We start from the raw sequence: 12,253 nt of genomic DNA on the forward strand, positions 1-12,253 counted from the left end.
ACGGGATGTGTTCATCGTCGGAATGTCCGATGGGTGACTTCACGCCGACGATGGGTCGGTGGAGTCGACGGGAGGAAGAGCGACGCGACGACCTTCGCGTATCGGCGGTATCCGGTCAGCGGCGCAGATCGGCACCGCGAAGGGCCGGCGTGCTCACCGAGGTATCGGATGGACGGAGCGACCGGACATGGTTGACCACGAGCGCGGCGAACACGATCACGCTGCCGCACGCCCCGAGGGCGAACGCGAGCGTGATGCCTCCGTCGGTCCGATGCAGGTCGGCGCCCATGTGTGCGGCGAGGACGGCGCCGGACAGGGCACTGCCGAAGGCGCCGCCGACGGTGCGGAGGACCTGGTTGAAACTGACGGCGCTGCCGAGCTCGGTGTCGGCCACGCTGCGTGCGATGAGCGCGGGCATCGCGGCGTAGGTCGTGCCCATGCCGACGCCGAACAGGAACATCCCGACGAGGATCTCCCACAGCCGGTCGTGTTCGAACCACAGCAGGAAGGCCGAGACGGTGCCACCGTCCACATCGACGACCGGGTCGTCGATTCACGAGCCGTCTCCGAACCTCGAACCTCGAACCGGGGCAACATCAGTGATGGGACAAGGCCGCGGGGCGTGCTTCGGTATCGATACCCGGGATACCGCGTCCCCGCAGCGATGCGCCCGCGGTCTCCGCCACGAAGTAGAGGGCGACGAGACCGACCGCGCACGCGCCCATCATGTAGAAGGCCGGCATGAGATCGTTGCCGGTCCGCTCGACGAGCCATTCGTTGATCGCGGGAGCCGTACCTCCGAAGATCGAGGTGGCCACGTTGTACGAGATCGCGAACCCGGCGAACCGGACCTGCGTGGGGAACATCGCGGGGAAGGTCGCCGAGATGGTCGACAACTGCATCACGTACAGCAGGCCGAGCACGGTGAAGCCGAGGATCGCCCAGCCGAAGCCTACCGACATCAACATGTACATCGGCACGGCGAGAACGAACAGACCACCCAGCGACGCCGCCCAGAGGGGCTTGCGCCCGATGCGGTCCGACAAGGAGCCGGAGAACGGGATGACCGCCATCATCGCGAGCTGACCGATCAACACCAGGATCAGTGCCGAAGTGGTCGTCAGACCGATCCGGTCCTCGAGATAGGTCGGCATGTAGCTCAGCAACGTGTAGTTGCAGACGTTCAGCGCGATGACCAGACCCATCATCGTGATGATCGGTCGCCAGTAGCGGGTGAGCAGGTCCTTGAACTCGGCGCCGACGCTGGCCTCCTCCTGGTGCGCCTCCTCCAGTTCCTTGAAGACCGGCGTCTCGTCGAGTTTCGAACGAAGGTAGAGGCCCACCAGTGCGAGCGGGCCGGCGACGAAGAACGGCAGTCGCCAGCCCCAGGTCGCCATGAAGGCATCGGTGGACATCAGATCGATCATCAGGACGAGGAACGCACCGACGGAGAAACCACCCAGCGTGCCGAACTCGAGGAAACTACCGTAGAAGCCACGTTTGTGGTCGGGGGAGTACTCGGCCATGAAAGTCGCTGCGCCACCGTACTCACCGCCGGTGGAGAACCCCTGGATCATGCGCAACAGCACGAGCAGCAGAGGTGCCCAGAACCCGATCGACTCGTACGACGGGACCGCGCCGAGCAGAACCGTCGAACCACCCATCAACAGGATGGTGAGCGCCAGGATCTGGCGCCGACCCAACCGGTCGCCGAGTGGACCCCACACGAAACCGCCCAGCGGCCGCATGACGAAGGAGACCGCAAAGACACCCAGCGTGAGCAGTGTCGCGGATTCGAGATCGCCGGGGAAGAACGAATCGGCGATGTAGGTGGCCGTGTAGGCATAGACGCCGTAGTCGAACCACTCGGTGAAATTACCCATGGCCGACGCACCGATAGCGCGCCGTACCGTCTCCGGCTGCTCTTCGTGAGCGTCCGGTGTCGGGTCGACGGAACCGTTCTCCACGATTGCCCCCTCCGATCGAGCTCGGTGCCTCGGCGAATACCCGAGTCGAGGGAGGGCGAAACCGGTTCCCGTGAAGTTCCTCGAAGCCGTGGTCAGGCGGACAATCTGCTGAGCGGGCGTACCGACGAGGCATAACCGTGCCCGCTCACGCCGGCCCGCTGCGGAGTCGACGGTTGCGGCGGTGGCCTCCGGATCGTCGAGATAGCCCTGCATCACGTTGTATCCGCGGATTAGCACCTCGCTGTCGTCGGCGATGCTCACTTCCACACCGTCGCAGGGGTTTCCGACGGTCGTGGCGATCTGTTCGATGCGCACTGGGAGGCGGCCGACAAGGCGCTCTCGCGGCAAGCAGGCGCGCGGAAAATAGGGCACAAGGGAAATCGGGACGGGTAGTTGTCACTGCAGCGCCGAACGTTTGCGCGCCCTGAAGACAGTTGCATGCCGTCCGAAGGCGTGCTTCTGTCCGCGGACCGTGCAAGCCTGCTCGTTCCGGGGTTGCGGTGATCTCCCTCTGCGGGTCCGGACGGACGTTTGGATGTGCTCCCGACGGGAAGCCTTCACAAGTCCTGCCCCTCCGACGCCGGGAGCACCTGTGCCTGCAACGACCGCGACCGTTTCGCCCACCGACGCCGCTCGGCTCCTCGGGCAGGTGGCCGTGCCATTCGTGGCGGTGGGACCGATCGCTCGTCGGCGTTGGGCGATGAAGCTGCTCGAGAAGAACCAATCCGATGCCGGCGTGGTCCGCCTGGTCGCCGATCTACGGAAGCGGCACGGTGACGGACCGGTGGTCGTGCCGATCCCCGGCCGCACCCTCGCGATCGTCCTGACGCCCGAGGATGTGGACCGGATCCTGCGCACCGACACGGCATCGTTCACTGCGGCCAACAAAGAGAAGGTGGCCGCACTCAGCCCGTTCCAGCCCAACGGTGTGCTCATCTCCCGAGGGAACATCCGCGCCCAGCGACGCGCGTTCAACGAGTCCGTCCTCGAACCGGAACACGCCCTGCACCGTCTCGCGGCCGAATGGGTTCCCGTGATCGAGCAGGAGGCGCAGGATCTGCTCGAGCATGCGAGGTCGCGCGGTGAACTCGACGCTCCTGATTTCGTGAAGACCTGGTGGCGCCTCGTTCGGCGACTCGCGTTCGGCGACGCCGCCCGCGACGACGAGAGCATCACCGACCAGTTGTGGACGCTGCGCTCGAACGGGAACTGGTCGTTCGCGCATCCGCTCCGGCACCGCCTGCGCGATCGGTTCACCCAGAACCTGCACCGTCATGTCACGGCGGCTCCGTCCCAGAGTCTGGCCGGGGTGGTCCGGGACCTCGCAGCGCCGGCGTCCGTCGACCCGATCGGGCAGATGCCGCACTGGTTGTTCGCGTTCGACGCCGCAGGCATGGTCAGCGCCCGAACCCTGGCGGTGTTGTCGACCCATTCCGAGCAGCGTCTGCGCGTCGAGTCGGAATTGTCGGGAACCGAAGCCGGGACACCGCAGGTCTACGAGTACCTGCGGGCCTGCGTGCTGGACACGACCCGGCTGTGGCCGACCACTCCGGTGATCCTCCGGGACTCCGTGGAAGAGACCACGTGGAGCGACGGTGCGGGTGGTACCTCCACGATTCCCGCCGGTACGGGCTTCGTGATCCTGTCCTCGGCCTTCCACCGCTCCGACGACCTGCCGTTCGCCGACACCTTCGAACCCGAGATCTGGCTCGACGGCCGCGCCGAGCGCTATCCCGCGCTCGTGCCGTTCAGCGCCGGACCGACGGTGTGCCCCGGGCGCAGCATCGTGCTGTTCGCGGCGAGCACCTTCCTTGCGACTCTGCTCCGGTCCGCCGAGTTCACCGTGGTGTCGGATATGAAGCCGGATCCGGCGCGTCCGCTGCCCGCGACGTTCGACAATTTCGGTCTGCGTTTCGCGGTGCGGTAGGGCTCTCTCGGCTGGGGCCGCAATACCGCCTCGATACCCCCTCGGAGATCGTTTCCCTGTTATCCGATGGCGTGACGTCACTCACGGTTCACCCCGGTTTTGCGACCAACGCGTGAGGTCGATGGTGGCGATGTGAATCGAGTAGGGCAAATCGGGCGCTTTTTGTCCGATACCGGTCGGTTTGGAGTCAAGGCGACACGCTGAGGTCGTCAAAGGTCGAAGTACTCTGTGATGGAATCGTGACCCTTTCGTTACCGAGGGCCTGTCCCAGAGGAAACTGCTGTGATCCGAAATCCTGAATCCACCCACACCCGAGAAGCCACCGATCTGCGACGGCGCGCAACCCGCGCCGGCAGGTGGATGGCAGTCGCGGTCCTCGCGAGCGCCGTCACCGTCGGCGGAACGACGGTCGCGAACGCCGCAGGCGACCGGGTCCGCGTCGAGTCCGCCACCGCATGGACGGGCGCCGGGGAGAACCTCTCGACCGCACCGCAGGTGCTGAAGGTCGCCGGTGTCGACGCATCCCACTACACCGAGAAGCTGAACCGCGCCGCCGAGAGGGAAGCACAGCGTGTCGTCGAGGCGATCGCTGCCCAGGAGGCAGCACAGCGTGCCGAGGCCGAGCGGATCGCCCGCGAGGCCGCCGAGCAGGCCGCTCGTGAGGAGGCCGCGCGTCGCCCCGCGCTCGCCTTCCCCGCTGCAGGAACGCTGACCTCGGGCTACGGTCCGCGCTGGGGGACCAACCACAACGGTATCGACGTCGCCAACTCGATCGGCACGCCCATCCTCTCCGTCACCGACGGCGTCGTGATCGAATCCGGTCCGGCCTCGGGCTTCGGCCTGTGGGTGCGCATCGCGCAGGACGACGGCACGACCGGTGTCTACGGCCACATCGATCAGTCCCTCGTCTCGGTCGGCCAGCACGTCCGCGCCGGTGAGCAGATCGCCACAATGGGCAACCGCGGCCAGTCCACCGGCCCGCACCTGCACTACGAGGTGTGGCAGCCGGGCGGCGCCAAGGTCGACCCCATCCCGTGGTTCCACGCGCGCGGCGTTCCGGTGCCGAGCTCGCACCTCGGCTGATCCGGTAGGCGACAGCCCGAGAACGGCCCCCGAAACGAACGCCCCGAAACGACCACTGCCCCGACGCTGTCCGCGTCGGGGCAGAGTCGTGCGTGGAGTTACCAGATGCGCACGCGCTCCGAAGGATCGAGATACAGCCTGTCGCCCTCGGTGACGCCGAACGCCTCGTAGAACGCGTCGATGTTGCGGATCACGCCGTTGCAGCGGAACTCCGGCGGCGAGTGCGGGTCGACGGCGAGGCGTCGTGACGCCTCTTCGTCGCGAACCTTCGTACGCCACACCTGCGCCCATCCGAAGAACACGCGCTGCAGGCCGGTCAGGCCGTCGATGACCGGCGCGGGCTTGCCGTCGAGCGCGATCTCGTAGGCCTTCAACGCGATCGACAGGCCACCGAGATCACCGATGTTCTCGCCGATCGTGAAGCTGCCGTTGACACGCTGTCCGGGAAGGGCCTTCGGCTCGAACTCGTCGTACTGCGCGATGAGGGCCGCGGTGCGCTTACCGAACTCCTCGCGGTCCGAATCGGTCCACCAGTTCTCCAGATTGCCGTCGCCGTCGTACTTCGCGCCCTGATCGTCGAATCCGTGGCCGATCTCGTGCCCGATGACCGCGCCGATACCGCCGTAGTTCGCGGCGTCGTCGGCATGCAGGTCGAAGAACGGGGGCTGGAGAATCGCGGCGGGGAAGACGATCTCGTTCATCCCCGGGTTGTAGTAGGCGTTGACCGTCTGCGGGGTCATGAACCACTCGCCGCGATCGACCGGACCACCGAGCTTGCCGAGATCGCGGTCGTATTCCGCGGCGTACCCGCTGCGGTAGTTGCCCACCACGTCGTCCGGGGTGATCGTCACAGCGGAGTAGTCGCGCCAGGTGTCGGGATAGCCGACCTTGGGGGTGAACTTCTCGAGCTTGCGCAGCGCGGCCTCGCGCGTGGCCGGGCTCATCCATTCGAGGTCGGTGATGGACTGCCGGTACGCCTCGGTGAGATTGTCGACGAGCACCTGCATGCGCGTCTTCGCCTCGGCGGGGAAGTGCCGTTCGACGTAGAGCTTGCCGACGGCCTCGCCGAGCAGGTCCTGCACGAGCGACACACCGCGCTTCCAGCGGTCGCGGATCTCCTGCGTACCGGTGAGCGTGCGGCCGTAGAACGCGAAGTTCTCGTCGACGAACGCCTCGGACAGGTACGGAGCCCGCGCGCGCAGCACCCGCCACACCGCCCAGGCCTTCCAGTCGTCGAGGTCCTCGTCGGCCCACAACGTCGCGAACGTCTCGAGGAAGCTCGGCTGACGAACGACGATCTCGGCCCACTGTTCGGTGGTCGCGCCGGTCGCGGTGATCCATCCCGTCCAGTCGAACTGCGGAAGATCGGTGCGCAGCGAGTCGAGGGTGAGCAGGTTGTAACTCAGGTCGGCGTCGCGACGCTTGACGACGTCCCAGTGCCCGGCGGCCAGCCTCGTCTCGAGCGCGACCACCTTCGCCGCGTCGTAGGGCAGGTCGGCGAGGGCGAACATCCGGCCGATGTGGGCGGTGTACTGGTCACGGATCTCGGCGTAGCGGTCCTCGCGGTAGTACGACTCGTCGGGCAGCCCGAGCCCGCCCTGCGAAACGTGCATCAGGTACCGCTCGGAGTTCTTCGAATCGGTGTCGACGTAGTGCGCGAGCGCACCCGTCACGCCGGCGCGCTGCAACCCGCCCAGTACTGCCGCGAGCGCGGCGCGGTCGGCAGCGCCGGAGACCGCCCGGAGTTCCCCGCGGATCGGATCGAGACCGGCTGCCTCGATCGTCGCGGTGTCCATGAACGAGGTGTACAGGTCGCCGATCTTCTGGGCGTCGGTGCCCGGCTCGGCGCCGGACGCCGCGGCCTCTTCGATGATGGTCCGCACGTCGACCTCGGCCTTGTCGGCGAGCGTGCGGAAGGCTCCGTCGAGCGCGCGGTCGGCGGGGATCTCGTGTTCGGCGAGCCATCGGCCGTTCACGTGTTCGAAGAGGTCGTCCTGGGGGCGGACCCGTTCGTCGACGTGTCCGAGATCGATGCCGGAGCGAATCTCCGAGTTCTGCGCGAGGGTCATGCTCCCCATCCTTACACCGGAAGGGCAGGTCGTGCAGTCACCCTGCGGACCGGACCGCCGTGGAAGTGGGAGAACACCCTCGGGAGCGTTTACATACTCCTACCATCGCCCTCATGACCGAAGGTTCCACGACGGAGCCGCCCGTGGCGACCCCGTCCACACAGATGCTGGTCGATCCGCGCTTCATGCCTGTCGCGGATCTGTTCTTCCGGATGTTCTACAAGCCGAGCCAGGGCGGCGGCGCTCTCGCCTGCTATCTCCACGGCGAACCCGTCCTCGACATCTGGGCGGGCTGGGCCGCACGCGACAAGCGGTGGACCCGCGACACCGTGGTGCTGTCGTTCTCCACCGGCAAGGGGGTGGCCAGCACGGTGGTGCACCGCCTCGCCGAGCGTGGCCTGCTCGACTACGACGCAGCCGTGGCCGAGTACTGGCCGGAGTTCGCCGCGGCCGGCAAAGAGACGATCACCCTGCGACAGCTCATGTCGCATCGCGCCGGACTGCACAGGTCCCGCGGTCTCGTGCCCGGCAGGGAAGGACTGCTCGATTCCGAGGCGGTGGCCGCCGCGCTCGCCGCCTCCCCACCCGATCCACGACGTTTCCACGGGCCGGGTTATCACGCCGTCACCTACGGCAACCTCGTCGCCGAGATCGCATCGCGCGTGACCGGGGTGTCCTTCCAGGAACTCGTGCGCACCGAGATCGCCGAGCCGCTCGGCACGGACGAGTTCTGGTACCACGTGCCCGAGGACCAACGGCACCGCATCGCCCGGGTGTTCCCCAAGGTCAACTTCCTGCCGGCACCGTGGACGACGGCGTCGGCGGTGCTGTCGCGCGCGCCGGGCGTGCGGGGTCTCGCCGAGGCGGGCATGGCGGAGGGCTTCGACGAGTTGATGCGCAGTCCGTCCGCGCACGACGCCGTCATGCCGGGATGGAACGGTGTGTTCACCGCTCGGGCCCTGGCCCGCATGTACGCGGCGATCGCGAACGGCGGAGCGATCGACGGTGCCCGCCTGTTGAAGGAGGACACCGTCGGCCAGTTGCTCGAAGTGCAGACCCGGCGACGCGACTACGTCCTCGGCATCCGGCCCAACTGGCGGCTGGGTTACCACCCCGGATGGGTCGCCCTGAGGCAGCAGCCGCTGCGGTCGGTCGGCCACTACGGCTTCGGCGGCTCGGGAGCGTTCGCCGACCCGGAGACCGGACTGTCGGTCGCGTTCGTCACCAACCGCATGGGCAACACCTTCACCACGATCTCCGACGGCCGGTTCCCGAGGCTCGGCGCCGCGGCGGTGACGGCCGCGCGCAGAGCAGCGTGATCAGACGTCGACACCCACGTTGACCGCGGCGAGGACCCGGTCACCCTCACGTGCGGTGACCGTCGTCCCCGTCGGGTCGTGGATCGAGTCGGTGTCGTTGCGAGTGTCGCGGCCGCTGTGCTCGGTGTACGGCTCGACCGTCCTCGTTCATGATCTCTCCTCCGTGCGTCCTCGTTCCGACCATCGTGCGTCCGGACGCTCGAGGCACGGTGCGAGAAAGCTGGGAGATTCCTGCGAATCCGTTACGCGCGGTGCAGCAGCTGGACGTTGGCGTGTGCGCGCACGTAGACGGTGCCGTCGGTGGCGCACAGCGTCGTCTCGAACGACGCGAGTCGCCGTCCGGCCCGCACCGCTTCGGATCGCAGTTCGATGACCGGCCCGGGGACGGCGGGCGAGCGGAGGTAGTCGAGGCCGATCTCCAGCACGCGATAGTTCTGATCGATGCCTGTCAGCGTCTGTGCGGCCAGGCCGGTGACGGCCTCCGCCATCGACACGAGCACACCGCCCTGCACCGAACCGATCACGTTGGCCATCCACTCGCGCGGCGACAGCCGGGCCTGCACGACGCCGCGCTCGGCGGCTGTCACCTCGAGTCCGAGCAGCCCGGCGAGCGGTCCGCGCGGAAGAGTCCCGGTGGAGATGCCCGTGACGATGTCGAGGCCGGGCAGTTCGGCCAGGATCGCCACATCGGACCACGGTTCCGGCTCGTCCCGCTCCGGCACGGCCTCCGACGCCTCGGCGCCGAGTTCCATCGGCGTGCGCCCGACGACGATGGAGCGGCCGACCAGGTGCGCGACGAGAGCACCCTGCTCGTCGCGCACGTCGGTGCCCGACACGGCGGTGGACTCGTCGAAGAACAGGCTGCTGCCGTGACCGACGAGGGCCCCCGAGGCGGGGAAGGGGTGGGCGAGCGTCGCCGTCACGTGCGACAGCACGCTCTGCGGTCGCTCACCGGTCTCCGCGAATCGCGCGATACCGGCGGGTGCGCCCGCGGCGACGTCGGTGAAGACGCCGATGGAGGCGAGCGTGGTCTGCCCGCGGTGGTCGAACAGGTGCGATCCGACGGACTGGGTGACCGAGACCGACGCGTCGTCGGCGACCTCGATGCCGACGCCCATGAAACGACCCGGACGATCGACGGTGAACTGTGCGGTCTCGATTGCCATTCCTTGCTTCTACCAGGAACAGCGCAATAAAGAGCAATCGGGGAGTGGTTCGTCCCGGTCCGCGATCACCGGTCGCCCCCGCTCTGCGGTCACCCCTCGGCTCAGCTCCGTGACTGTCGGTCGCTTCAGCCCCGTGACTGTCGGTCGCTTCAGCCCCGTGACTGTCGGTCGCTTCAGCTCCGTGGCGTCTCCGGACCGCGACGACCCTCGAGTTCCCGGATCCGCTTCGACGCCTCCTCGAGCCGCTTCTTCCGTTCGGCGGCCTCCGACTTCTTGAGCTCTTCGTAGACCTTCTCGTCGTCGTCGCTGTACTTCAGGATCAACCGCGGAACGCTGAGCGTGACGATCAGCGACGGCCACACGATCCACGCGTAGCTCCAGTCGAGAGCGATCTGCAGGACGAGGAAGGTCACGAGCGTGACGCCGATGATGATCCAGTCCAGCGTCTCGACCATGCTGCCCCGTTCGCGGAGCGAGGCCAGTTCGTCCTCCGGGGACTGGGGTGCCGTCGCAGAGGAGCTGTCGTGGCTGACCGCCGGCGCGGAGGAGTCGTGGGTCATCCGGATGTGACCGTCGACCTGTTCGAGGGGAACACCGCCGGGTAGCCCCCGGAAGGAGGGGAGCAACGCCGAAAACGTTCGCGCCGAAGATATCTCTCCGGATCGTTCGTAGAACTCGGCGCTGTCGAGCCGGCCCGCGGCGTAGTGTTCGCCGAGTGCGTTCAACGCGTGCATGCGTTCGGCGTCGCTGAGCAGCAGGTCGTCGTGATCGGAAGTGCCGGTCATTGTTTTTCCCGCGCTTTCGGAGTCGGTTGTCGAATCCTGGTGCATCCCCGATCCTAGAGCTGATGGTCGGGCATGTCCCGGGCGAGGATGGCCGCCTGGATCCGCGATTGCAGCCCGAGTTTGTGGAGCACCCGGGCGACGTGTGTCTTCGCCGTGTTCTCACCGATGCCGAGGCGGGTGGCGATCTGGCGGTTGGACAATCCCTCGCCCAGGCACGCGAAGACCTCCTGTTCGCGTGCGGTGAGGGCGTCGATATCCGGACCGTCCGGAACATCCTCCCTCCGAGTCGATCTCGAGACGAACGCGTCGATGACGGTTCGCGTGATCTGCGGTGAGAGCACGGACTCCCCGGAGTGCACCGCCCGGATCGCGTCGAGCATGGCATCCGCGGAGGCGGTCTTGAGGAGGTATCCGGCCGCTCCGGCCCGAAGACTCTCGAAGACGTACTCGTCGATCTCGAAACTCGTCAGCACCAGCACCCGGGCACTCGTCTCCTCGGTGATGGTGCGGGTCGCGGCGATCCCGTCGACGTGCGGCATGCGGATGTCCATGAGGACGACATCCGGGGCGAGGGCGCGCGTCTGCGACACCGCGACGGCACCGTCGGCGGCTTCGCCCACCACCTCGATGTCCTCGCTCGTGTGGAGCAGGAGCCGCAGGCCCGCGCGGATGGCACTGTGGTCGTCGGCGAGCAACACCCTGATCGTCACGTCGTGCTCCTCTTCGCGATCGGCAGTTGCACGTATGTCCTCCATTCGTTCCCGTCGCGACCGGAGCGGGCGTGCCCGCCCACCGCGGCGGCGCGTTCGGCGATGTTGCGCAGGCCGTGCCCGGCGCCGCGGGCCGGTGACGGGTCCGGGGTGTCCGGGTCGCCGATCGGGTTCACCACCTCGATCCCGAGGCGGCCGTCGGTGTCGTCGAAACGAAGGGCCACCGGCCGTCCGGGTGCATGCTTGACCGCGTTCGTCAGGGTCTCCTGGACGATGCGGTAGGCCGTGAGATCGACCTCCGCGTCGAGGTCTGCGGGTGGACGACCGTCGATCCGGACGGAGGTGCCGGCGGCGCGTGCGGATGCGGTGAGCGGTTCGAGGTCGGCGAGGCGACCCGCGGTGGTGATCTCGTCGTCGGTGTCGTCGCTGCGCAGCAGACGCACCATCGACTGCATCTCCTGCAGGGCGGCCACGCTGCCGGAGCGCACGGACTCGAGCACGGTCAGCGCTCTGTCGGGATCGGAATCGCGGAGGCGGAGCGCGGCCTCGCTCTGGATCGCGATCGACGACAGGTGCCCCGCCACGACGTCGTGCAGGTCGCGGGCCAGACGCTGTCGCTCGGTGGTGATGGCGGCGCGACGGTCCAGTTCCGCGACCCGCGAGAGAGCCTCGGCGCGTGCCCGTTCGATCTCGGCGGCGTCCCGATGTGTGCGGACGGATCGGGCCCACCAGATCGGGACGACGATCACGAGCGCGGCGATCGACACGGCCCATACGGCGATGCGCAGTTCTCCGAAGTACACACCGAGCGCGACGGCGCCGACGACGATCGGGACCAACGGGGCGCGTTCGAGGAAGCGGCTGGTCCGCGCCGAGCCGAAGAGCGTTGCGGTGTACAGCAGGTCGCCGTATGCGATCCAGACCGGCAGCGAAGGGCCGACGACGAGGTCGACCAGTACCGGAACCGTGCCCAGCAGGAGTGCGAGAAGCGGTCGTGTGCGACGCATCGTCATCGGTGCACACACGCACGCGAGCAGAACCAGCCACACCCACAGCGGCTGCGGCGGCCGATCCTCGACGAGCACACCGAGATCCAGCGCGTACAACAGCGCGCCACCCACGAAGTACGCGAGGGCGACGAGCAGGGAGTTGTAGCGCGGGTTCACGAATCCCACTCGAATCTCGGATTCACGGTTGTCCACGGCAACGATTCGACCACAACCGGGG

9 protein-coding genes and 1 pseudogene are annotated in these 12,253 nt (G+C 67.6%); 3 read left to right on the forward strand and 7 right to left on the reverse strand.

The genetic code is table 11. The features are described 5' to 3' along the window. Positions 1 to 115: 115 nt before the first annotated feature. Together NVV99_RS09505 and NVV99_RS09510 are read right to left on the reverse strand one after the other, a co-directional pair. Positions 116 to 520: pseudogene (locus NVV99_RS09505) on the reverse strand (MFS transporter); the annotation flags it as partial. 76 nt (positions 521 to 596) lie between these two features. After that, a complete protein-coding gene (locus NVV99_RS09510) occupies positions 597 to 1,883 on the reverse strand; it encodes an MFS transporter (RefSeq protein WP_228045185.1) in 1,287 nt (428 codons plus the stop codon). A gap of 676 nt (positions 1,884 to 2,559) precedes the next feature. On the opposite strand from NVV99_RS09510, the gene NVV99_RS09515 reads away from it, so the two are divergent. Together NVV99_RS09515 and NVV99_RS09520 are read left to right on the forward strand one after the other, a co-directional pair. After that, a complete protein-coding gene (locus NVV99_RS09515; protein ID WP_033096344.1) occupies positions 2,560 to 3,894 on the forward strand; it encodes a cytochrome P450 in 1,335 nt (444 codons plus the stop codon). Between the two features lie 360 nt (positions 3,895 to 4,254). Continuing rightward, positions 4,255 to 4,977: a M23 family metallopeptidase gene (locus NVV99_RS09520; protein WP_006553745.1), complete on the forward strand. Its 723-nt coding sequence runs from the start codon at positions 4,255 to 4,257 to the stop codon at positions 4,975 to 4,977. 98 nt (positions 4,978 to 5,075) lie between these two features. On the opposite strand, the gene NVV99_RS09525 is transcribed toward NVV99_RS09520, so the two are convergent. Beyond that, positions 5,076 to 7,046, reverse strand: a complete 1,971-nt coding sequence (locus NVV99_RS09525; protein ID WP_006553744.1) for a M13 family metallopeptidase — start codon at positions 7,044 to 7,046, stop codon at positions 5,076 to 5,078. Between the two features lie 113 nt (positions 7,047 to 7,159). Between NVV99_RS09525 and NVV99_RS09530 the strand changes: the two genes are divergently transcribed. After that, on the forward strand, positions 7,160 to 8,365 hold the full coding sequence (locus NVV99_RS09530; protein WP_138844642.1) for a serine hydrolase domain-containing protein: 1,206 nt from the start codon (positions 7,160 to 7,162) through the stop codon (positions 8,363 to 8,365). Between the two features lie 242 nt (positions 8,366 to 8,607). Here NVV99_RS09530 and NVV99_RS09535 read toward each other — a convergent pair whose 3' ends face one another. From NVV99_RS09535 to NVV99_RS09550, 4 genes are all read right to left on the reverse strand, one after another. Next, complete coding sequence (locus NVV99_RS09535; RefSeq protein WP_024102111.1) at positions 8,608 to 9,531, reverse strand: PaaI family thioesterase; 924 nt, start codon at positions 9,529 to 9,531, stop codon at positions 8,608 to 8,610. 173 nt (positions 9,532 to 9,704) lie between these two features. Continuing rightward, positions 9,705 to 10,316 (reverse strand): DUF1707 domain-containing protein, encoded by a 612-nt coding sequence (locus NVV99_RS09540; protein ID WP_006553741.1) that lies wholly within the window; start codon positions 10,314 to 10,316, stop codon positions 9,705 to 9,707. A 53-nt stretch (positions 10,317 to 10,369) separates the two neighbouring features. Next, entirely contained in the window at positions 10,370 to 11,026 is a 657-nt protein-coding gene (locus NVV99_RS09545; RefSeq protein WP_024102110.1) for a response regulator transcription factor, read from the reverse strand. Next, the gene (locus NVV99_RS09550) at positions 11,023 to 12,228 is read right to left on the reverse strand and encodes a sensor histidine kinase (RefSeq protein ID WP_051424859.1); all 1,206 of its coding nucleotides are present in this window, start codon (positions 12,226 to 12,228) and stop codon (positions 11,023 to 11,025) included. The genes NVV99_RS09545 and NVV99_RS09550 overlap by 4 nt, the downstream gene beginning before the upstream one ends. Positions 12,229 to 12,253: the final 25 nt, after the last annotated feature.

The sequence above is a fragment of the Rhodococcus sp. PAE-6 genome, from assembly GCF_025290685.1.
Lineage (GTDB): Bacteria > Actinomycetota > Actinomycetes > Mycobacteriales > Mycobacteriaceae > Rhodococcus > Rhodococcus pyridinivorans.

Bases quoted from the DNA above. Each gene is read 5' to 3' on its own strand.
- NVV99_RS09510 (WP_228045185.1), bottom strand. From the start codon at position 1,883: ATGGGTAATTTCACCGAGTGGTTCGACTACGGCGTCTATGCCTACACG.
- NVV99_RS09520 (WP_006553745.1), top strand. From the start codon at position 4,255: ATGGCAGTCGCGGTCCTCGCGAGCGCCGTCACCGTCGGCGGAACGACG.
- NVV99_RS09525 (WP_006553744.1), bottom strand. From the start codon at position 7,046: ATGACCCTCGCGCAGAACTCGGAGATTCGCTCCGGCATCGATCTCGGA.
- NVV99_RS09530 (WP_138844642.1), top strand. From the start codon at position 7,160: ATGACCGAAGGTTCCACGACGGAGCCGCCCGTGGCGACCCCGTCCACA.
- NVV99_RS09535 (WP_024102111.1), bottom strand. From the start codon at position 9,531: ATGGCAATCGAGACCGCACAGTTCACCGTCGATCGTCCGGGTCGTTTC.
- NVV99_RS09540 (WP_006553741.1), bottom strand. From the start codon at position 10,316: ATGACCGGCACTTCCGATCACGACGACCTGCTGCTCAGCGACGCCGAA.